Origin of the sequence: Paraburkholderia silviterrae (assembly GCF_004353915.1) — a bacterium.
Lineage (GTDB): Bacteria > Pseudomonadota > Gammaproteobacteria > Burkholderiales > Burkholderiaceae > Paraburkholderia > Paraburkholderia silviterrae.
The window spans coordinates 181,559-202,715 of the sequence record NZ_SMRP01000005.1; the positions used below are offsets into that span (position 1 = coordinate 181,559).

The 21,157-nt window shown below is 66.1% G+C and carries 18 protein-coding genes; 7 read left to right on the forward strand and 11 right to left on the reverse strand.

Features of this window, described 5'->3' with window-relative positions:
* The first annotated feature begins 6 nt into the window (after positions 1 to 6).
* Both arcC and EYW47_RS13115 read left to right on the forward strand, forming a co-directional pair.
* Positions 7 to 939, forward strand: coding sequence for a carbamate kinase (arcC, locus tag EYW47_RS13110; protein ID WP_133195267.1), 933 nt, complete (start codon positions 7 to 9; stop codon positions 937 to 939).
* A gap of 140 nt (positions 940 to 1,079) precedes the next feature.
* Entirely contained in the window at positions 1,080 to 1,481 is a 402-nt protein-coding gene (locus tag EYW47_RS13115; RefSeq protein ID WP_377784904.1) for a hypothetical protein, read from the forward strand.
* Between the two features lie 129 nt (positions 1,482 to 1,610).
* On the opposite strand, the gene ftsB is transcribed toward EYW47_RS13115, so the two are convergent.
* From ftsB to EYW47_RS13160, 9 genes are all read right to left on the reverse strand, one after another.
* Entirely contained in the window at positions 1,611 to 2,036 is a 426-nt protein-coding gene (gene ftsB, locus EYW47_RS13120) for a cell division protein FtsB (protein WP_133195268.1), read from the reverse strand.
* 101 nt (positions 2,037 to 2,137) lie between these two features.
* Positions 2,138 to 3,421, reverse strand: coding sequence for a phosphopyruvate hydratase (gene eno / locus EYW47_RS13125; RefSeq protein WP_028216897.1), 1,284 nt, complete (start codon positions 3,419 to 3,421; stop codon positions 2,138 to 2,140).
* A gap of 337 nt (positions 3,422 to 3,758) precedes the next feature.
* Complete coding sequence (kdsA, locus tag EYW47_RS13130) at positions 3,759 to 4,613, reverse strand: 3-deoxy-8-phosphooctulonate synthase (RefSeq protein ID WP_133195269.1); 855 nt, start codon at positions 4,611 to 4,613, stop codon at positions 3,759 to 3,761.
* Positions 4,610 to 6,271: a CTP synthase gene (locus tag EYW47_RS13135; protein ID WP_133195270.1), complete on the reverse strand. Its 1,662-nt coding sequence runs from the start codon at positions 6,269 to 6,271 to the stop codon at positions 4,610 to 4,612. Before EYW47_RS13135 ends, kdsA begins: the two co-directional genes overlap by 4 nt.
* A 176-nt stretch (positions 6,272 to 6,447) precedes the next feature.
* Positions 6,448 to 7,251 carry an alpha/beta fold hydrolase gene (locus tag EYW47_RS13140; RefSeq protein ID WP_133195271.1) on the reverse strand — a complete coding sequence of 268 codons (804 nt, stop codon included), beginning with the start codon at positions 7,249 to 7,251 and terminating at the stop codon, positions 6,448 to 6,450.
* A gap of 189 nt (positions 7,252 to 7,440) precedes the next feature.
* On the reverse strand, positions 7,441 to 10,008 hold the full coding sequence (locus tag EYW47_RS13145) for a DNA internalization-related competence protein ComEC/Rec2 (RefSeq protein WP_133195272.1): 2,568 nt from the start codon (positions 10,006 to 10,008) through the stop codon (positions 7,441 to 7,443).
* A gap of 118 nt (positions 10,009 to 10,126) precedes the next feature.
* Entirely contained in the window at positions 10,127 to 10,915 is a 789-nt protein-coding gene (locus tag EYW47_RS13150; protein ID WP_133195446.1) for a TatD family hydrolase, read from the reverse strand.
* Positions 10,916 to 11,004: 89 nt separating this feature from the next.
* Positions 11,005 to 11,736, reverse strand: a complete 732-nt coding sequence (gene lolD / locus EYW47_RS13155) for a lipoprotein-releasing ABC transporter ATP-binding protein LolD (protein ID WP_133195273.1) — start codon at positions 11,734 to 11,736, stop codon at positions 11,005 to 11,007.
* Positions 11,729 to 12,982, reverse strand: coding sequence for a lipoprotein-releasing ABC transporter permease subunit (locus EYW47_RS13160; RefSeq protein WP_133195274.1), 1,254 nt, complete (start codon positions 12,980 to 12,982; stop codon positions 11,729 to 11,731). Before EYW47_RS13160 ends, lolD begins: the two co-directional genes overlap by 8 nt.
* Before the next feature lie 343 nt (positions 12,983 to 13,325).
* Between EYW47_RS13160 and EYW47_RS13165 the strand changes: the two genes are divergently transcribed.
* The 5 genes from EYW47_RS13165 to EYW47_RS13185 all read left to right on the forward strand — a co-directional run bounded on the left by EYW47_RS13165 (position 13,326) and on the right by EYW47_RS13185 (position 20,374).
* Positions 13,326 to 14,549, forward strand: a complete 1,224-nt coding sequence (locus EYW47_RS13165; RefSeq protein WP_205710067.1) for a regulator — start codon at positions 13,326 to 13,328, stop codon at positions 14,547 to 14,549.
* 31 nt (positions 14,550 to 14,580) lie between these two features.
* The gene (gene recJ / locus EYW47_RS13170) at positions 14,581 to 16,287 is read left to right on the forward strand and encodes a single-stranded-DNA-specific exonuclease RecJ (protein WP_133195276.1); all 1,707 of its coding nucleotides are present in this window, start codon (positions 14,581 to 14,583) and stop codon (positions 16,285 to 16,287) included.
* 94 nt (positions 16,288 to 16,381) lie between these two features.
* Positions 16,382 to 17,486 (forward strand): peptide chain release factor 2 gene (gene prfB, locus EYW47_RS13175; RefSeq protein ID WP_133195277.1). Its coding sequence is split into 2 segments (ribosomal slippage): positions 16,382 to 16,462 and positions 16,464 to 17,486, totalling 1,104 coding nucleotides; the frame shifts between segments, so codons are not numbered across the junction.
* Between the two features lie 227 nt (positions 17,487 to 17,713).
* The gene (gene lysS / locus EYW47_RS13180) at positions 17,714 to 19,249 is read left to right on the forward strand and encodes a lysine--tRNA ligase (RefSeq protein ID WP_133195278.1); all 1,536 of its coding nucleotides are present in this window, start codon (positions 17,714 to 17,716) and stop codon (positions 19,247 to 19,249) included.
* Between the two features lie 375 nt (positions 19,250 to 19,624).
* Positions 19,625 to 20,374, forward strand: coding sequence for a glycine zipper 2TM domain-containing protein (locus EYW47_RS13185; RefSeq protein WP_133195279.1), 750 nt, complete (start codon positions 19,625 to 19,627; stop codon positions 20,372 to 20,374).
* Positions 20,375 to 20,530: 156 nt separating this feature from the next.
* Here the strand turns inward: EYW47_RS13185 and iscX are convergent, their stop codons facing one another.
* A complete protein-coding gene (gene iscX, locus EYW47_RS13190) occupies positions 20,531 to 20,728 on the reverse strand; it encodes a Fe-S cluster assembly protein IscX (protein ID WP_133195280.1) in 198 nt (65 codons plus the stop codon).
* Between the two features lie 26 nt (positions 20,729 to 20,754).
* Complete coding sequence (gene fdx / locus EYW47_RS13195) at positions 20,755 to 21,096, reverse strand: ISC system 2Fe-2S type ferredoxin (protein ID WP_133195281.1); 342 nt, start codon at positions 21,094 to 21,096, stop codon at positions 20,755 to 20,757.
* Between the last annotated feature and the right edge of the window lie 61 nt (positions 21,097 to 21,157).

The window sequence follows — 21,157 nt, forward strand, 5'->3', positions numbered from 1 at the left end:
CATGCCATGAAGATTGTCGCTGCGCTCGGCGGAAACGCACTCAACCGCCGCGGAGAGCCCATCACGTCGCAAAATCTGCGCAAGAACGTTCGCGAGACGGTTAAACCGCTTGCCGACCTCGCCCTCGAGCACGACCTGATTTTGACTCACGGCAACGGACCGCAGGTTGGACTGCTCGCCCTGCAGAACCTCGCCTACGAAGAGGTTCAGGCCTACCCGCTCGACGTGCTCGGCGCCGAGACCCAGGGAATGCTCGGCTACGTTCTCGGTCAAGAACTGCTCAACGCCCTGAAGCTCAAAAAAGAGATGGCGACGATTCTGACGACCACCGCCGTCGCGGCCGACGACCCTGCGTTCGCACATCCGACGAAATTCGTCGGCCCAGTCTACAAAGAAGACACGGCCCGCGCCCTCGCGGCCGAGCACGGCTGGACGATCGCCCAGGACGGCGACTGGTGGCGCCGGGTTGTTCCCTCGCCCGAACCGCTGCACATCCGCCAGGCCGGCACGATCAAGAAGCTCTCGGAGATGGGACTCATCGTCGTGTGTGTCGGCGGCGGCGGGGTCCCCGTGATCGCCGACTACGAGCAGGCAACCCTGACAGGCGTCGAAGCCGTCATCGACAAAGACCTCGCCTCGGCTGTGCTCGCTCGTGACGCCGACGCCGACCTGTTCCTGCTTTTGACCGAGGCTGACGCCGTCTACCTCGACTGGGGCACGCCGGAGCAGCGCGCCATCAAACGCGCGACGGTCGATCAGCTCGCCCAGTACGGATTTGCCGAGGGCTCAATGGGTCCGAAGGTCGACGCCGCACGCCGTTTCGTGGCAGGCGGGCAAGGTGAAGCGGTCATCGGCTCGCTCAGCAAATTGCCGGAGATTCTGGCGGGAACCTCGGGAACCCGCATCGTTCGCGACGGCGAAATGGAGATTTACGCTTAGACTTAGAACCTGCTTACGATTTTCTGATCTGAAGAGCCAAGATGGCCAGATGGATGAATTGCCGGCTGGCGTTGGGCTTTCAGTTCGCTGGACAAGATCGTGAGCAGGTTCTTAGGTGTCCGACAGATGGAGGAAAAGCAATGAAACCGAACAAGTCCTTCGCACGGCAGCGGGGCTTGCGGCGCGCACAGGCCATGCTCGCGATGGCCGCGCTCGGCGCTGGCGTCGCGCTCACGAGCGGCTGCACGCTGGACCCTCCTGGACCTTCGCCGATATACAGCCGCCTGCCCCCCAACCAGGCGGACGCGCTGCAAAGCGCGCCGGTGCTCACGCCCGACGAGCGCGCCCGCTACGACGCGATCGACCGCCAGGCGCTCACCGAGTCGGACCGTGCGGCCACTGCCGAGGCCGCTGCGCAGGCCTGGTCGCGCGCCTATGCGCCGCCCGTTACCGTCTACGGCAGTTACTACAACGGTGGCTGGGGAAGCGGCTGGGGCACGGGCATCGGCTATGGCTACCCGGGCTGGGGTTGGGGCTGGTAGGCACGCAGTAGCTCGAGCGCGCCCAGTACCCCGTTGTCGGGCACAAAATAAAAGCGCGGCTTCCGTTTGTCGGAAGCCGCGCTTTTTTGTACCTTGAAGGCAAGACCGGAATCTGCCCGAGCGGATTGTTCAACCCAGCTTCTTCTTCGCATCCTTGCCGTGCCCGTGCCGCTTCTCCGGCACGCGCGATACCGGGTTCGGCACCACCCTGACCGGAGCCGCCGACATCTCGCCACGCGTGGAGACATTCGACGAGCCGGCCGGGGTCGAAGGCAAGGGCTGGTTCGGCGAAACGAACTGCACGAACACCTCGCCGTCCTTGACCATGCCCATCTCGTAGCGCGCGCGCTCCTCGACGGCCGCAGTGCCGCTCTGCAGATCCTGCACTTCGCCCGCAATGCGTTCGTTGCGCAGTTTCTCGTCGTCGTTCTGCTTCTGCTGCTGGGCGAGCTGCTCGCGCAGTTCGTGCACACGCAACCAGCCGCCGTGGCCCCACCAGAGCGGATACTGGATCAGCACGAGCAGGAGAATCAGGACGACAGTGACGAGCCGCATGTAAGGTGCCGGATAAATACACGCCGCCCTGCGCTTGACGCAGGGCGGCGGAGAGGGATTACGAAAAGAGACAGCAAGGCTGCTGCCGGGCTCGGGTCCGCTTAACGGAGGTTATAGAACGCCGACTTGCCCGGATAGCTGGCGATATCACCGAGATCTTCCTCGATGCGCAGCAGCTGGTTGTACTTCGAGATGCGGTCGCTGCGCGAGAGCGAGCCGGTCTTGATCTGACCAGCGTTCAGGCCCACGGCGATGTCGGCGATCGTCGAGTCTTCGGTTTCGCCCGAGCGGTGCGAGATCACGGCCGTGTAGCCGGCGCGCTTGGCCATCTCGATGGCCGCGAAGGTTTCCGTCAGCGTGCCGATCTGGTTGATCTTGATGAGGATCGAGTTGGCGATGCCTTTCTCGATGCCTTCCTTCAGGATGCGCGTGTTGGTGACGAACAGGTCGTCGCCCACGAGCTGGACCTTCTTGCCGAGCTTGTCGGTGAGCAGCTTCCAGCCGGCCCAGTCGGACTCGTGCATGCCGTCTTCGATCGAAACGATCGGGAACTTGTCGGCGAGCGTCGCGAGGTAGTCGGCGAACTCGGCCGACGAGAGCTGCAGGCCTTCGCCCGCGAGCTGGTACTTGCCGTCGTGGTAGAACTCGCTCGCTGCGCAGTCGAGCGCGAGCAGCACGTCTTCACCGGCGCGGTAGCCGGCTTTCTCGATCGCTTGCAGGATGGTCGAGAGGCATTCGTCGTTGCTGCCGAAGTTCGGTGCGAAGCCGCCTTCGTCGCCCACTGCCGTGCTCATGCCGCGATCCGAGAGGATCTTCTTGAGCGCATGGAACACTTCCGCGCCGCAACGCAGCGCTTCGCGGAAGGTCGGCTGGCTCACCGGCACGATCATGAATTCTTGAATGTCGAGGCTGTTGTTCGCGTGCGCGCCGCCGTTGACGATGTTCATCATCGGGACCGGCAGCTGCATCGCGCCCGAGCCGCCGAAGTAGCGGTACAGCGGCAGGCCGGCTTCTTCAGCGGCAGCCTTCGCGACGGCCATCGAGACGGCCAGCATTGCGTTCGCGCCCAGACGCGACTTGTTGTCGGTGCCGTCGAGCTCGAGCAGGGTCTTGTCGAGGAAGGCCTGTTCCGAAGCGTCGAGGCCCATGATCGCCTCGGAAATTTCGGTGTTGATGTGCTCGACCGCCTTCAGCACGCCCTTGCCGTTGTAGCGGCCGGCTTCGCCGTCGCGCAGCTCGATCGCTTCGCGCGAGCCCGTCGACGCGCCCGACGGCACTGCCGCGCGGCCCATCGTGCCCGACTCGAGCAGCACGTCGCATTCGACGGTGGGGTTGCCGCGCGAATCCAGGATCTCGCGACCGATGATATCTACGATTGCACTCATGGTTTCCTCAGGAAATGACAGTAATTCTTGCGCGACCGGCGCCGCCTGATGCATTGGCCCACGAGGCACAGCTTCTATGCTCGTTCAGGCACACCGTCACATGGGACAGGCGGCGCGGTCGTCAGGTTCAACTTGCCGCGGCGCGCCGGCTACACACTTGCCTTAGCCATTGCACCGCCACGCTGCCTTGCACATCATGCGCGGCGCGTCTGGCCGTTGCCCGCACAGCATGATGTCCGTGTGTGACACCCGCTGCGTGGCCGGCCTTGCGCCGCGTTGCTCCTCCATCGCGCCGCTCATGCAATTGAAGCGGCGCGCACTGCTTGCGACCTGACGATCAGTTGAAATCGTTCTCGAGGAACGGCGCACGCTTGACCGCCTGGTCGAGCGTGACGAGCGTTTCGAGCAGGTCGGCCATACGGTTCAGCGGCACGGCATTGGGACCGTCCGACTTCGCCTCGGCGGGGTTCGGATGGGTCTCCATGAAGAGACCCGCGACGCCCGTGGCCACGGCCGCGCGCGCGAGCACCGGCACGAATTCGCGCTGGCCGCCCGAGCTCGTGCCCTGGCCGCCCGGCAGCTGCACCGAGTGCGTCACGTCCATCACGACCGGCGCATTCGTCTCGCGCATGATCGCGAGCGAGCGCATGTCCGAAACGAGATTGTTGTAGCCGAACGAGACGCCGCGCTCGCACGCCATGAAGCGGTCTTCGGAAAGACCCGCCTCACGCGCCGCGTCGCGCGCCTTGTCGATCACGTTCTTCATGTCGTGCGGCGCGAGGAACTGGCCTTTCTTGATGTTCACCGGCTTGCCCGAGCGCGCGCACGCGTGGATGAAGTCGGTCTGGCGGCACAGGAACGCGGGCGTCTGCAGGACGTCCACGACCGATGCCACCGGCCCGATCTCCTCTTCCGAGTGCACGTCGGTCAGCACGGGCAGGCCGAGCTGACGCTTCACTTCGGAGAGGATGCGCAGGCCTTCGTCCATTCCGAGGCCGCGAAACGACTTGCCGCTCGAACGATTGGCCTTGTCGTAGGACGACTTGTAGATGAACGGAATGCCGAGCTTCGCGGTGATTTCCTTGAGGCGCCCGGCCGTGTCGATCGTCATCTGCTCGGATTCGACCACACAGGTGCCTGCGATCAGGAAGAACGGCTTGGTAAGGCCTACCTCGAAACCGCACAAATTCATGCTTTCTCCTCAGCGTGCGCCTGCTGGTGCGCGACCGCCGCTTCGACATAGGCCTTGAACAGCGGATGGCCGTCTCGGGGCGTGGACGTGAATTCCGGGTGGAACTGGACGCCGACGAACCACGGGTGCATATCGCGCGGCAGCTCCATCATTTCCGGCAGGTCCTCGGTCGGTGTACGGGCGCTGATGATAAGGCCGCCGGCTTCGAGCTTGGGCACGTAGCCGTTATTGACTTCATAACGGTGGCGATGGCGCTCGTTCACGTCCTTGCCATAAATCTCCGATGCGAGCGTGCCGGGCTTGATCGGGCAACGCTGCGAGCCGAGGCGCATGGTGCCGCCGAGGTCCGACTGTTCAGTGCGCTGCTCGACCTTGCCTTCGCGGTCCTTCCATTCGGTGATGAGCGCGACGACGCGGTCCGGCGTGTCCGGATCGAATTCCGTGCTGTTTGCGTGCTTCAGGCCCACCACGTCGCGCGCGAATTCGATCACGGCGAGCTGCATGCCGAGGCAGATGCCGAGATACGGCACCTTCGCTTCGCGAGCATATTCAATCGCCTTGATCTTGCCTTCGGTGCCGCGACGGCCGAAACCGCCCGGCACGAGAATCGCGTCGAGGTGCTTGAGGCCGTCCACGCCCTCTTCATCGATCTGCTCGGAGTCGATGTACTCGATGTTCACCTTGGTCGAGGTCTTGATCGACGCATGGCGCAGCGCTTCGATGAGCGACTTGTACGACTCGGTCAGATCGACATACTTGCCGACCATGCCGATCGTGACTTCGTGCTTCGGGTTCTCGAGCTTCTCGACCATCTCCGACCACATCGAGAGGTCGGCGGGCTTCGCGGAGAGCTTCAGCTCGTCGCAGACGATCGAGTCGAGGCCCTGGTCGTGCAGCATCTGCGGGATCTTGTAGATGCTGTCCGCGTCCCACACCGAGATCACGGCGTCTTCGGGCACGTTCGAGAACATCGAGATCTTCGCGCGCTCGTCGTCGGGAATGCGACGGTCGGCGCGGCACAGCAGCACGTTCGGATAAATGCCGATTTCGCGCAGCTTCTGCACGCTGTGCTGCGTGGGCTTGGTCTTCAGTTCACCTGCCGTGGCGATGAACGGCACGAGCGTGAGGTGCACGAAGCACGCGCTGTTGCGGCCGAGGCGCAGGCTCATCTGGCGCGCGGCCTCGAGGAACGGCAGCGATTCGATGTCGCCCACCGTGCCGCCCACTTCGACGATCGCCACATCCGGCTCGCCACACGTGGCCGAAGCCGCGCCGCGCTCGATGAACGCCTGGATCTCGTTGGTGATGTGCGGAATGACCTGCACGGTCTTGCCCAGATAGTCGCCGCGGCGTTCCTTGCGGATCACCGATTCGTAGATCTGGCCCGTGGTGAAGTTGTTGGCCTTGCGCATCTTCGTGCTGATGAAGCGCTCATAGTGGCCGAGGTCGAGGTCGGTTTCCGCTCCGTCTTCCGTCACGAACACTTCGCCGTGCTGAAACGGGCTCATCGTGCCGGGGTCGACGTTGATGTAGGGATCGAGCTTGAGGAGGGTGACTTTCAGACCGCGCGATTCGAGGATCGCGGCGAGGGAGGCGGCGGCAATACCCTTGCCAAGGGACGAAACTACGCCGCCGGTGACGAAAACATATTTGGTCATCGCTGAATGCTCGCGGGAAAAACGGATTATACCGTAAAGCAAGGGCTAACCCTGAATTTTGCGTGAGCTCTTTGTCGGGTGGCGAGCGCCGCGGGGGATCCGTGCGGGAGTGATTGCGCCCCTTGGACATGCCCCTCCACATGCCCCTCCAGAAGAGCCCGTGGAAGCCGGCTGGCTCAGCCGCCGTTGTCCATCGCGTAGAGCATGCGCTGCACCGCGCGCGCCGTCTCGATCGGCCGCTCCATTGGGTAGAGATGACTGCCCTCGATCCATTCGAGCCGCTCGCCGGCGAGGCGCTGCGTGGCCGCCAGCCCGACCTCGCGCACCTCCTTCGACTGCGTCCCGCCGATGAAGCTGACCGGCACCGGAGAGCCGTGTGCGAGCCGCGTGCCGAAGGTATGCGGCAAGGTCCGGTAGATCAGGTACTCGGTGCGGCGGTCGAAGGCCAGCGTGCGCGTGCCGTCGGCCGAGGTCTGAGGAATGCCGAAGTCGATATAGTCGGACAGCACGCGCTCGTCCCAGCGTGCGAACGCGGGCTTTGCATAGAAGTGGCGCCAGGCCTCGTCGCGGTTCGCCCAACTGGTGCGGCGCGTGCGCGTAGCGGCGGCGGGCGTGAGGCGCTCGTCGAGCCCGGTCCATTGCGAGACCTTGAGCATGCCGCTGCGCCAGCCCGCGATCACCGGCGAATCGAGCATCACCACGCCCCTCACCCACTGCGGTTTCCTGAGCGCCGCCATGAGCGAGAGATAGCCGCCCAGCGAATGGCCGACCAGCCAGACCGGATTGTCATAACAGCGTCCGATGTCCTCGATCAGTTGATCGACGAGGTGCGGCCAGTCGCGCGTCACGGGATAACGCGCATCGTGACCGATGCGCTCGATATAGCGCAGCTCGCAGGTGTCGCCAAGCTCGGCAAAAAGCGTGCGATAGGTCGATGCCGGGAAGCCGTTCGCGTGTGAAAAGTGGATGACGTTCTTCAATGGCCTGTTTTCTCCGGTCCTCGGTCCTGTTCACGGCCGCTTAGCACCCGTAACACGTGCGCGCCCGGCCATCCGCTCCAATTACTAGATTTGCTGCTCGTCTATCACCGGATTCGCGTCGCCTCATCCGCCAATGCGCGGCGCCGGCAAGCCGGACCAGCGATCGTGCCGCCCAGCCTTGCCTGCGCTTCACTCGCCCGCATCCATCCAGTAGCGCCGCTGCGTATCGCGAAAGCGCTCGACGGCGAGCATGCCTGGCGCCGCTTCGACACGGGCCGCGCCGTCCACGTCGCTGCGCGCCATCACGATCTGGCGCGACTCGTAGCGCACGAACACGCGTGGGTGCGGATGGTGAAACCGGTTCAAATAGCCTACCTGAAATATGGCGACGAGCGGCCTGACAGAATCGAGGAACGGTTCAGTCGACGATGTCTTGCTGCCGTGATGCGGAACGACCAGCACCTGAGCCTGCAAACGGCCAGCGTCGCGCGCGACGAGCGTGCGCTCGGTGGATGCCTCGATGTCGGCGGTGAGGAGCGCGGAGACGACGCCTCCCGACGTATCGCGCCCGGGCGCCGTGGATACGCGCAACACGCAGCAATGCGTATTGGGTTTGCCGGAAAGCGGCCCGGCGTTTGGCCAGAGCACCTCGAACGCAACGCCATCCCACTGCCAGCGCTGTCCGGCGGCGCACTGCACGAGATCGGCGCCGGCCCGCCGCGCACTCGCCCAAAGCGGGTGTTCAGCGAGGATGCCCGCCACGAACTGCCCCACGGGCACGGCATCGAGCACGGCCGGCGCACCGCCCGAATGATCGGAGTCGTCGTGGCTCACCATGAGCGCGTCGAGCCGCATCACGCCGTGCGCCTGCAGATAAGGCACGACGATTCGCTCGCCCGCGTGCGTGGATTCCGGTCCCGGGCCGGCATCGAAGAGGAGCGTATGCCGGGCGGTCTCGACGAGCACGGACGTGCCCTGCCCGATGTCCAGGGCCGTCAGGCGAAATGCGCCGGGCGGCGGCCCGCCGGGCGCGGGCACGAGCAACGGCAGCCAGGTGAACGGCGCAAGCCAGCGCAGCGGCCAGCCGCGCGGCGCGAGGCACCACGCGACGCCGACCGCCGCGCAGCCCAGCGCCCAGAAGCCGGGCTGCGGCAGGCGCAGCAGGGCCCAAGGCCACCCTTCCAGCGTTGCGAGCGCGGCGGCGAGCGCCTCGATCAACGTGTGCGCCGCGCGCAACGCGAAGGCATCGAGCGGCGCGGGCAGCATGACACCCGCCAGCACGGCGGGCGTGACGAACAGGCTCACCCACGGAATCGCAAAAGCGTTCGCCAGCGGACCGATCAGCGGGATCTGCATGAACCAGTACGCGGTGAGCGGCGCGAGCGCGAGTGTGACCGCCCACTGGACGCGTGCCCCGTCCCTCACCCTGGCCCAGAGGCGCCGCGCGGCTCGACGCCAGCGCTCGTAGTCGAAGGCCGCGGAAAAGCGCGCATAGAGGCGCGGTGAACGACTCACGCCGCGCGGTTGCTCTTCCCTCTCGCGCATCGGGTCGGCTTCTTCCGGCGAAAGCTCGATATCGCCGACTTGCCGCACGCGCGGCACCCCGCTCGCCGCGAAAAGAATCGCGGCGACTGCGCCGAACGAGAGCCAGAAGCCAGCCGCCGTGACCGCCCATGGGTCGCGCAGCAAGACGAGACCGAGCGCCCACGCGAGCACATGACCACGCATCAGCTCGCGCGAGCTCCATAGCGCCGCAGCCGTGACCGCGAGCATCCACAGCGCGCGCTGCACGGGCACGTTGAATCCGGCCAGCGCGGCGTAGGCCGCCGCCGCGCAGAGCGCACCGGCAACCGCGATTTTCTGTGCAGGCACGACAAGTGGCGCTTCGACCCCGCGCCAGCGCGCGCGCCGCCAGAGCGCGCCCGCGGCCCAGCCGGCCAGGCCGGCGACGAACGTCAGATGCAGCCCCGAAATCGCCACGAGATGGCTCGTGCCCGTATTGCGCAACAGCCGCCAGTCGGCGTCGCTCACGGCGTCCTGGGCGCCGGTTGCCAGTGCCACGACAATGCCGCGATGCGGTGCCCCGGCGAGCACCGCGTCGATGCGCGCGCGCACCGCCGCGCGCGCACGTTCGATCCAGACGCCAACGCCCTGTGCATCCGCCGCCAACCGTCGTGCGCGTTCCGGGACGTTGACGTAGCCCGTCGCGCGCACTCCGCGCGAAAGCAATGTGGTTTCGGCGTCGCGCAGGCCGAAGTTGCCCTCGCCGTGCGGACGCTTCAGACGCACGGTCAAGTGCCAGCGTGCGCCGGGCTCGATGCGCGGCAGCGGCACGTCTCGCGCAACCCACGTGAGCTGTATCAGTTGCGGCAACTTCGCTTCGGGCGCGCGATCGGACCAGGACTCCACCGCGAACAAGAAACTCGCCTTGCTTGTGTCATGCGCGAGCACGCGGCCGATGTGTCCGGTCACGTCGATGTCGCGAGCCTGCCAGGCGGCGGGCAAAGCAACGGCCAGCAGCCGTTCCGCGCGCGCGGCTGCATAGCCGAAGCCCACGCACGCCGACGCCACCCCGACTGCAGCCCAGGCGACCAGCTTGCGCGCTCCACCCGGCGCATCGTGCAACATCCACGCCGCCCCCAGCGCCGCCACCGCCGCCAGCACCACCAATACGAGCCACGCGCCCCGCCCCGGCAACGCCGCCTGGCGTTGCAGCACGATCACCCCGAGCGCAAATCCGCACCATACTGTCCGCATCGCGCCTCCTTCGTGACAAGACGGCGCGCAAACGCGAGCCACATGCAGTTGCGCGCGCAACCGCATGCGGCAGCTTTATCGCGCGAATCGCGGGATTCGCGCGCCACCCTCGAAGGAATTATGCAGACGAAAGCGCGAGCCGGGGCAGCGCCGCCGTGGCGTTGGCCGTTGTGCCAAGGGCAAGCTCCTCGGGCGTCAAGCCGCGCAACGCCGCAAGCACGGCGCCGATGCGCGGCACCTGATCCGGCGTGTTGCGCGCCCGATAGAGCCAGGACGGCGAGATGTCGGGCGCGTCGGTTTCCATGACGATCGCCTCGAGCGGCAATTGCGCCGCGAGGCGCCGGATCTGCAAGGCGCGCTCGAAGCTCACGTTGCCGCCGAAGCCCAGATGCATGCCTTGCTCGATGAACGCATTCGCCTGCTGGAAACTGCCGTTGAACGCATGAGCGATGCCGCGGCGCACGCCATTGCGGCGCAACCCCTTGAGCACCTGATCCTGCGACTTGCGCACGTGGCAGATTGCGGGCAGGTCGAACTCGCGGGCAAGACGCAGCTGGGCGTCATAGAAGTGTTGCTGGCGAGCGTCGTCCAGATTCGGCACGAAGTAGTCGAGGCCGATCTCGCCGATACCCACGAAGCGCGGATCGGCAAGACTCGCCTCGATCTCGGCGCGCAGTGCGCCGAGATCCTCGTCACGCGCTTGCGGCGTATACAGCGGATGAATCCCGAGCGCATAGACCGCGCCGGGTGTGCGATGCGCGAGCGCGCGCACGGTCGCGAAGTTCTCGCGTGCGACGGCGGGAATCACGATGCGAGTGACGCCCGAAGCGCGCGCCGCCGACGCCACCGCGTCGCGATCGGCGTCAAACTCGCTGGCATCGAGATGGCAATGCGTATCGATCCACATGGAAAGCGCGCTCCCGCCGCGCATGGGCACTTGCTGCGCCAGCTCCGTGCGGGCCGCCACCGGCGAGCCGCACGGAGCCACATAGTCGGTCACACCGGGACGACCGGCTCCTCGTGCAGCATGCCGTCGCGCAGGCGCACGATGCGGTCGCAGCGCGCCGCGAGGTCCGGGTCGTGCGTGACGATCACGAAGCTCGTCTGGAACTGGTCGGACAATTCGAGCATCAGGTTGAACACCGTGTCCGCCGTGCTGCCGTCGAGATTGCCGGTCGGCTCGTCCGCCAGCACGCAGGCGGGCCGCGTCACCAGTGCGCGCGCGACTGCCACGCGCTGGCGCTCGCCGCCCGAGAGCTCGCCGGGCCGATGCCGTGCGCGATGATCGAGTCCCACGCGAGCGAGCATCTCCAGCGCCTCGCGGCGCGCGTCGTCCTGCGTCATGCGGCGGATGCGCAGCGGCATCGCCACGTTGTCGAGCGCCGAAAATTCGGGCAGCAGATGGTGGAACTGATAGACGAAGCCCAGCGCGCGGTTGCGCAAGTCGTTGCGCTCGCGTTCGGAAAGCTCGGTGAACGGCTTGCCGAGCAGCTTGACGTTGCCGGTGCCCGGCTCGTCGAGCCCGCCCAGCACGTGCAGCAGCGTGCTCTTGCCCGAGCCCGACGCGCCCACGATCGCCAGCTTCTCGCCGCGCTTCACCGAGATCTCAGTGTCGTGCAGGACGTTCACCGAGAGCTGGCCCTGGCCAAACACCTTCGAAATGCCGTGCGCTTCAAGCACGTACGGATAGTCGCCCGCCGCGGCGAGGATCGATTGACGGTCATTCATAGCGCAGCGCCTCCGCCGGACGAACCTTGGCCGCGCGCCAGCTGGGATAGAGCGTCGCCAGCGCGGAAAGCACGAACGCAATCAAGCCGATGCGGATCACGTCGGAGGCGACGAGTTCCGAAGGCAGCTCGCTGATGAAATAAACCGACGGCGGCAGGAACTGCACACCCAGGAGGTGCTCGATCATCGGCACGCTCCAGGGAATGCTCCACGCGATGAGGCAGCCAAGCGCGATGCCGATGGCGGTGCCCGCGAAGCCGATCGTCACGCCCTGCACGAAGAAGATCTTCATGATCGAGCCGGGCTGCGCGCCGAGCGTGCGCAGGATCGCGATATCGGCCTGCTTGTTGGTGACGGTCATGACGAGCGACGAAACCAGGTTGAACGCCGCCACCGCGATGATGAGCGTGAGGATGATGAACATCATGCGCTTTTCGATCTGCACCGCGGAGAACCAGGTCTTGTTCTGCTGTGTCCAGTCGCGGATATAGAGGTCGCCCGAGAGCGTGTGCACGAGCTGGCGCGCCACCGCGGGCGCGCGCTGCATGTCCTTCAGGCGCAGGCGCACGCCGGTTGGCGCGGGCAGCCGGTAGAGCACCTCGGCGTCGCGGATGTTGATGAGCGCGAGCGAGCTGTCGTACTCGTAGTGCCCCGACTCGAACACGCCGGCCACCGTGAACTGCTTCAGGCGCGGCAGCATGCCCGCGGGCGTGATGCTGCCTTCGGGCGCGACGAGCGTGACCTTGTCGCCCCTGGTCACGCCGAGGCTCACGGCAAGGTCCGCCCCGAGCACGATGTTGAAACTGCCCGGCGTGAGGTCGTTCAGGCTGCCGGCCTTCATTTCCTTGTTGATGTCGGAGACCTGCGGCTCTTCGGACGGCTCGATACCGCGCAGCGCGACGCCGCTCAAGCTGTCGCTGCGCGTGAGGAGTGCCTGCGCATCCACATAGGGCGCGGCGCCGATCACCTCGGGATTGGTCTTCGCCTCCTTGGCGGTGAGCTGCCAGTCGGGCATCGAGCCCGTCGGCGAAAAGATCTCGATGTGTGCGAGCACGGAGAGCATGCGGTCGCGCACGTCGCGCTGGAAGCCGTTCATCACCGAGAGCACGACGATCAGCGCCGCCACGCCGAGCGCGATGCCCGACATCGAAATGAGCGCGATGAACGAGATGAACCCGTTGCCGGTCGTGCGCTTGCCGGCGCGGGTGTAGCGCCAGCCTATCTGCCATTCGTAGGGAAGTTTCAAGCGAATCCTTTTGTGCGTCTTCGTTGCGCGGGCGGCGCGCCGGCCCGCAAGCCGAATTACGTGCCGCAGCGTTTCGGCGATCAACCGCGAAGTTTGCCACACTAGCGGCACCTCACGGACTTTGCGCCGCCCAGGGGCGCCGCCCGGGCTCCTTCCGTTGGATGCGGATTACCCCCTCAGGTGCCCGGATTGTTTCCGATAAGTCGCTGATTTCTATGGCGCTCTTGTCAAGAGCTTGCGAGTTTCCTGCGCAGCGGCGCCCGCAGCCACCCCTTGCCGCAACACCCGCCGGAGCCCGGGCCTGGTTCGTGCCGCACCCAGGCGCCACCTGGGTCGAAGTACAATGCGCACCATCATGCCTGTCGATCGTCTCCATCTCCTCGTGCCGTTTGCGCTGCCGTCCGCGGCGGCGGCCTCAACCGCCCTCGCCGGCCTCGAGTATCCGGCACTCTCGAAACTGGTCGCGCGCGCGACCCTCGGCGAGCAGGTGATCGGCGAGGATTTCCAGCGCACTTTGCCGCACGAGCGCTGGGTTGCGCGCGCGTTCGGAGCGGCCGAGCCGCAGGCGGCGGGCAGGCCGGCCAGCGCAACCGGCATGACCGGCAAGAGCGGCGCGGACGACGATGAAGCCCCGCTCGCGCCGTGGATGCTGCTCGCCGACGGCGGCACGCCCGGCGACTCCACATGGGCCTGCGTCCAGCCCGTGCACGTGCGCATCGCGCACGACCATCTGGTGCTGATCGACCCGGCCTCGCTCGAACTCGCCGACGCCGATGCCGCCGCGCTCTACGCAGTCGCGAGGCCCCTCATCGAAGAGCTGGGCGTGCGCGTCGAAGCGCCCACGCCCCAGCGCTGGTATCTGTCGAGCGAGCAGCTCGGCACGCTCGCGGGCGCCTCACCGCTGCGCGCGAGCGGGCGCAACATCGAAATCTGGCTGCCGCACGAGGCGCACTCGGGTCAGCGCTCGCGCGCATGGATGAAGCTGCAGAACGAGGTGCAGATGGCCTGGTTCGAGCATCCCGTCAACGAAGCGCGCGAGGCGCGCGGCCTGCCCGCCGTCAACTCGATCTGGTTCCACGCGCAAGGCGCGCTGCGCCCGGTCAAGCGGGCGTTCTCGCGCGTGCGCTCGGACGCGGCGGCCACGCGCGGGCTCGCGCTCGCCGCCGGCGCGGAGCTGGGTGCGGCGCCCGAGACGTTCCGCACGCTTGCCGCATCGGCGGGTGCATCGACGGGCGCGGCACCCGGCATCGCACCAAACAGTGCACCAAACAGTGCACTCAACGGTCTAGCAAACGCAGCTGCACACGCAAACGGCGCCACGCTCGTCGAGCTTGACCCGTTCTCCGCCGCCTATATCCAGCAGGACTGGGGCCGCTGGAACGCGGCGTTCGCGCAGCTCGAGCGCGACTGGTTCGCGCCCGCGCTCGCCGCCCTCGAGACCCGCGAGCTCGCCGAGCTCGGCCTCACGCTATGCGGCGACACCGGCTCGGTCACGCTCACCGCCACGCGCGGCGACCTGCGCAAATTCTGGCGACGCCGCGAGTTCGCGTCGCTCATCCTCGACTAATGTCCAACGTTTCCTCCACGGCCTCTCACGCATGACCCGAATCGTCACCCGCGCCTGCTCCCCCGCCGATACCGAAGCCCTGATCCGTCACGGCCTGCATCCGGTGCTCGCGCGGCTCTATGCCTCACGCGGCGTGTGTCAGCCCGACGAGATCGAGACCGGCCTCAATCGCCTGATGCCGCCCGCCGGCATGAAGGGGCTCGACGAGGCCGCAATCCTGCTCGCGGATGCGCTCGAAGCCGAGTGCCGCATGCTCGTGGTCGCCGACTACGACTGCGACGGCGCAACGGCCTGCGCGGTGGCCGTGCGCGGCCTGCGCATGTTCGGCGCGCAGATCGACTATCTGGTGCCGAACCGCTTCGAGTACGGCTATGGGCTCACGCCCGAGATCGTCGCACTCGCCGCGCAACGCAAGGGCGGCCCACCCGACGTCCTGATCACGGTGGACAACGGCATCGCCAGCGTGGAAGGCGTGGAGGCCGCCAACGCGCTCGGCATCGAAGTCCTCGTGACCGACCACCACCTGCCCGGCGACACGCTGCCCGACGCGCGTGCCATCGTCAATCCGAACCAGCCGGGCTGCACGTTCGAGAGCAAGTGCATCGCGGGCGTGGGCGTCATGTTCTATACGCTGCTCGCGTTGCGCGCCGAATTGCGCAAGCGCGACGCCTTCAGCGACGCACGCCCCGAGCCACGCCTGGACGGCCTGCTCGATCTGGTCGCGCTCGGCACCGTCGCCGACGTCGTGAAGCTCGATTGCAACAACCGCGTGCTCGTTGCACAGGGCCTGCAGCGCATCCGCAACGGCCGCATGCAGCCCGGCATCGCCGCCCTGTTCCGCGCCGCGGGCCGTGATGCAAAAAGCGCCTCGGGCTTCGATCTGGGCTTCGCGCTCGGGCCGCGCCTGAACGCGGCGGGCCGTCTCTCCGACATGTCGCTCGGCATCGAGTGCCTGACCACGGACGACGTGGGCCGTGCGTGGGAGCTTGCCCAGCAGCTCGATACGATGAACCGCGAGCGCCGCGAAATCGAAGCGGGCATGCAGCAACAGGCGCTCGCCGATCTGGCCAACGTCGATCCGCAGGACAACGCCACGCTCACGCTCTTCAATCCGGGCTGGCATCAGGGCGTGATCGGCATCGTCGCGGGGCGGCTCAAGGAGAAGTTCCATCGCCCCTCCTTCACGTTCGCGCCCGCCGACGAAAACGGCGAGCTCGTGAAGGGCTCGGGCCGCTCGATCCCCGGTTTCCATCTGCGCGACGCCATCGATCTGATCTCAAAGCGCGAGCCGGGTCTCATCCACAAGTTCGGCGGGCACGCCATGGCCGCCGGCATGACTCTCTCCGCCGCCGACGTGCCGCGCTTTGCCGCCGCGTTCGAGCGCGTGGGCCGCGAGTGGCTCTCCGCCGAGGCGCTCGCGCGCACGGTGGAGACCGATGGCGAGCTCGAAGACGCCTGGTTCACGCCCGATTTCGTCGAAATGCTCGACGCGGCCGTGTGGGGCCAGGGCTTTCCGGCGCCCGTGTTCTCGGGCGAATTCGAGGTGGCCTCGCAGGCGCTCGTGAAGGACAAGCACCTGAAGCTTCAACTGCTGCGCGGGCGCCAGCGCTTCAACGCGATCTGGTTCAACCACACCGAGTCGCTGCCGCAGCATACGACCGTCGCCTATCGGCTCGTGCGCGACACGTGGAACGGCGTCTCTCGCGTGCAGCTCGTCGTGGAGCACGCGGCGCCCTGATCCGCACACGGGGCGCGAACCCGGCGCCAGCGCGCCCTTGACGCATGTCCAATCGGCTATAATTTGATGTTTTACACGCCGGATCACGACACAAATGGAAGCGGAACGTCTCAACGCGATCGAAGCCCTCTTGGCGGACCTGCGCACGCGCGCGGGCGAGCTACGGGGGTATCTTTGACTACGACGTAAAAGCCCGACGGCTCGTCGAAGTCAACAGCGAACTCGAAGACCCCAACGTCTGGAACGACTCCAAGCACGCCCAGGGGCTCGGCAAGGAAAAGAAGCTCCTTGAAGGCGTCGTGCACGTGCTCGACGGCATCGAGAACGACACGCGCGACACCCAGGACCTCTTCGAGATGGCCCGCGAGGAAGGCGATGAGGACACGCTCGTCGCCATCGAAACCGATGCTCAGGCGATCGAAGCGCGCGTAGCCGACGTCGAGTTCCGCCGCATGTTCGCGAACCCGGCCGACCCGAACAACGCCTTCATCGACATCCAGGCGGGCGCGGGCGGCACCGAGGCCTGCGACTGGGCGTCCATGCTGTTGCGCCAGTACGTGCGCTACTGCGAGCGCAAGGGCTTCAAGACCGAAGTGCTCGAAGAGTCCGAAGGCGACGTGGCCGGCATCAAGAGCGCGACCATCAAGGTCGAAGGCGAATACGCCTACGGGTTCCTGCGCACCGAAACCGGCATTCACCGCCTCGTGCGCAAATCGCCGTTCGACTCCTCGGGCGGGCGTCATACGTCGTTCTCGTCGGTGTTCGTGTATCCGGAAATCGACGAGTCGTTCGAGATCGAAGTCAATCCGGCCGATCTGCGCATCGACACGTACCGCGCTTCGGGCGCGGGCGGTCAGCACATCAACAAGACCGACTCCGCCGTGCGTATCACGCACATCCCGTCGGGCATCGTCGTGCAGTGCCAGAACGACCGCTCGCAGCACCGCAACCGCGCCGAAGCCATGGCGATGCTGAAGTCGCGCCTGTACGAAGCCGAGATGCGCAAGCGCCAGTCCGAGCAGGACAAGCTCGAAGCGGGCAAGTCGGACGTGGGCTGGGGTCACCAGATCCGCTCCTACGTGCTCGACAACAGCCGCATCAAGGATCTGCGCACCAACGTCGAAATCAGCAACACCAAGGCCGTGCTCGACGGCGATCTCGACGCCTTCATCAGCGCGAGCCTGAAACAGGGCGTGTAAGCCCGGCGCGCCCCAGGGCGCCGCCCTCTCCTGCCGCGCCGCCGCCCGTCTGGAAATGTCAGACTACGGCGCGCGCCGCGGGAACCGAAGTCCGCACGATGTGCCACACGGGGCCAGACAAGACCCGGCAGGCGCTGCGGCCCGCGCGGCACCGCGCCCGGGCCCCAAACCGAAACATCCGCCGAAACATCCGCCGAAACACCGCGAATCCAATCATCCGAGCCACCATGACCGAACCGACTCAGCCGACCGCGGCCAGCACCGCGCCCGAACTGGACGACAACCAGATCATCGCCGAGCGCCGCGAAAAGCTGCGCGCGCTGCGCGAAGCGGGTGTCGCCTATCCGAACGACTTCCGCCCCACCCACCACGCTGCGGACCTGCAGCGCGACTACGCCGACACCGACAAAGACGCGCTCGAATCCCAGGCGCTCGAAGTGTCGATCGCCGGCCGCATGATGCTCAAGCGCGTGATGGGCAAGGCGAGCTTCGCGACGGTGCGCGACGGCTCGGGCCAGATCCAGTTCTTCATCACGCCCGCCGACGTGGGCGAAACGACCTACGACGCGTTCAAGAAGTGGGACCTGGGCGACATCGTCGCGGCGAAAGGCCTGCTGTTCCGCACCAACAAGGGCGAGCTCTCGGTGCGCTGCACGGAATTGCGCCTGCTCTCGAAGTCGCTGCGTCCGCTGCCGGACAAGTTCCATGGCCTGTCCGACCAGGAAATGCGCTACCGCCAGCGCTACGTCGACCTGATCGTCACGCCCGAAGCACGCGAGACCTTTGTCGCTCGCACCAAGGCGATCTCCTCGGTGCGCCGCTTCATGGCCGACGCCGGCTTCATGGAAGTCGAAACGCCCATGCTGCACCCGATCCCGGGCGGCGCGGCGGCGAAGCCCTTCGTCACGCACCACAACGCGCTCGACATGCAGATGTTCATGCGCATCGCGCCCGAGCTCTATCTGAAGCGCCTGGTCGTGGGCGGCTTCGAGCGCGTGTTCGAAATCAACCGGAATTTCCGTAACGAAGGCGTTTCGCCGCGTCACAATCCGGAATTCACGATGATGGAGTTCTACGCCGCGTACACGGACTACACGTGGCTCATGGACTTCACGGAGCAACTGATCCGCCAGGCCGCCGTCGATGCGCGCGGCAACGCCGTGCTCACGTACCAGGGCCGCGAGCTCGATCTGTCGAAGCCGTTCCATCGCCTGACGATCACCCAGGCGATCCAGAAGTACGCGCCGCAGTACATGAACGAGCAGCTCGCCGACGCCGCCTTCCTGCGCGCCGAGCTCAAGAAGTTCGGCGTGGACGCGAACCAGCCGGCGTTCCTGAACGCCGGCGTGGGATCGCTCCAGCTCGCGCTGTTCGAAGAGACCGCCGAGTCGCAGCTGTGGGAGCCGACTTTCATCATCGACTACCCCATCGAGGTCTCGCCGCTCGCGCGCGCCTCCGACTCGACCCCGGGCATCACCGAGCGCTTCGAGCTCTTCATCACGGGCCGCGAGATCGCCAACGGCTTCTCGGAGCTCAACGATCCGGAAGACCAGGCCGCGCGGTTCAAGAAGCAGGTCGAACAGAAGGACGCCGGCGATGAAGAAGCGATGTTCTACGACGCCGATTACATCCGCGCGCTCGAGTACGGCATGCCCCCGACCGGCGGCTGCGGTATCGGCATCGATCGTCTGATCATGCTGCTCACGGACAGCGCAAGCATCCGCGACGTCATTCTCTTCCCGCATCTGCGCCGCGAAGACTAAGCATCGATACGCCACGGAGCGCCTGATTCGTTACAGACGCGCGCCAAACGGGGCGCATGCGGTTCACGCCGCATGTGCCCCGTTTGCTTTTCTCGGGGCTTTTTCGTTGCGCTTGCGCGACGGCATGTCAGCCGTCGTTCAGCTCGTCGTTCAGCTGTTTGTAACCAGCGGTAAAGCGGCCGGCCCGCTTCCCGGGCATGCCAGATGCGCGATGCCTGAAACCGCGTCGCACAGGGCTACGCGGCAGCCGCATATGTTCCATCCCTTTTTTTGCTTGCGCACGCGCAAACCCGGTTACAAATTGAAACGCCTGGGCTGTGGAATTGGCTCAAACTCATCTAAACAAAGCCAACTCTGCTAAAGACGGAGCCTGTCATGAACAATCCCGATCCGAAACCGACCACACTGAACCGCCGTATTCATCCGCTCGTCGCAACCGCCGCCGCGGCTGTGATCGTCGCGAGCCTCGCGGCCACGGCGGCCATCACCGGCGTCTTCCCCAAGGCCTCGAGCACGACCGAACAGAGCGCACAAAGCCAGACCGGCCAGACCGCGTTGATGGCGTCGCAGCCCGTGGTCGACTCGACCCGGCCCGTGACCGGTGCGCAAATCGCACAGAACGGCGCGCCGATCGCGGTCCCGAACAACGAGCCAGCGAACGAGCCTGCGAACCAGCCCACGGAGCCGCAGCCTGCGCCGGCCGCCCAGCAACAGGCTCCGGCCGCCCCACCGCCGCAGTACGGCCAGCAGCCGCAGCAATACGCTCAGGAAGCACCGCCCCACCAGGCGGCGTGCGCCTCGTGCGGCGTGGTCGAGGGTATCTCCGAGACGCGCCAGGAAGGCCACGGCACCGGCATCGGCGCAGTGGGCGGCGCAGTGGTGGGCGGCGTGGTCGGCAATCAGTTCGGCAGCGGCAATGGCCGCACGGCCATGACGTTGCTGGGTGCGCTCGGTGGCGGCCTCGGCGGCAACGCGGTGGAAAAGCATCTGCGCAGCACCACGAGCTACTCGGTACGCGTGCGCATGGACAACGGCAAGATGCGCTACTTCACATATCACCAGGCGCCACCGTTCCAGCAAGGCCAGCGCGTGCGCGTCGAAAACGGCACGCTCGCCGCGGCCTGAAGATAGTTAGCTGCGGACGCGTCGCTTCGCGCGCCAGCCACTAACGCGCGTGCCCAGCAAGCAAAAAAGGCGATCCGCCACACGGGCGGATCGCCTTTTCTCATTGCAATCGGCGGCGGACTGCGGCCACCGGCAACACAGCTCGCGAACGCGGAATCAATACTCCGAGTCTTCGATCCAGGCCGCCTGGATGGCCTCGAGGATCTTCTCGTTCGAGCGCTCAGGATCGTCGTCGAAACCTTCGAGCTCGGTGATCCAGCGATGCAGATCGGTGAAGCGCACGTACTGCGGGTCGATCTCCGGATGCTTATCCGTCAACGCCATTGCGATGTCCTGCGTATCGGTCCATTTCATGGCAGCGCGCTCCTCTCTCCGATGGATTAGTGGTTTTCCTTGGCGTGGTTGATCGAGTAACGCGGAATCTCGACCACCAGGTCATTTTCGGCGGGCACGATGGCCTGGCACGACAACCGCGAAGTCGGCTCCAGACCCCATGCCTTGTCGAGCAGGTCGTCTTCGGTTTCTTCCGACGGCTCGAGCGCGTCGAACCCTTCGCGCACGATCACGTGACAGGTCGTGCAAGCACACGATTTTTCGCACGCATGTTCGATCTCGATGCCGTGCTCCAGCAGCGCATCGCACACACTTTCACCCGGCTTGGCGTCGATGACCGCGCCCTCCGGACACAGTTCGACATGGGGCAGCACCACGATTTGAGGCATTGTGATTTCCGTATCCAATAACTTCTGTATCGGGCGCGCCCCGTCTGCCGACGGTGTCATC